Origin of the sequence: Parvimonas sp. D9 (assembly GCF_035282565.1) — a bacterium.
Classification (GTDB): Bacteria; Bacillota; Clostridia; order Tissierellales; family Peptoniphilaceae; genus Parvimonas; species Parvimonas micra.
In genome coordinates this window covers 1-393 of record NZ_JAYKBM010000068.1, presented here as the reverse complement: position 1 = coordinate 393, position 393 = coordinate 1, and the positions used below count along the sequence as shown (strand labels likewise).

Sequence of the window (393 nt, the reverse complement as noted above, 5' to 3'; positions counted from 1 at the left end):
GGATATGCGCAAGGTATGGGAGATATTCTCACAGAAAAAGAACGACAATCTTTTTTTGATGCAGGTGCTATCATGATTTACATGCAGGCACTTCGTTTCATGACTGATTTTTTGAATGGGGATCAGTATTACCAAATCCGGTACCCGACACATAATTATGAACGTACAAAAAATCAGATTACTTTATTACAGCATTATTTGAATAAGAGAGAAGCGCTTGAGTAGAGAAACAGAATTCTAGAAAGGGATACAAACAGCGGCTTTGATCATACCCGCTTCAGGGTTGTCTACTAGAATACGCGCTTTTTGTCCATAGATACTATAAATACGTTTTCTGATCTCACTCAAATGTTCATTTTCCTGTTCTAAGTAATTCGAGAAGTTGCCTGAGCT

The 393-nt window shown here is 37.7% G+C and carries 1 protein-coding gene; it reads left to right on the top strand.

Annotation, left to right across the window (positions count from 1 at the left end; all coding sequences use genetic code 11):
- Positions 1-225, top strand: a 225-nt coding sequence (locus VJI94_RS08055; protein ID WP_324008971.1) for a hypothetical protein, incomplete at its 5' end; no start/stop codon positions are given.
- Positions 226-393: the final 168 nt, after the last annotated feature.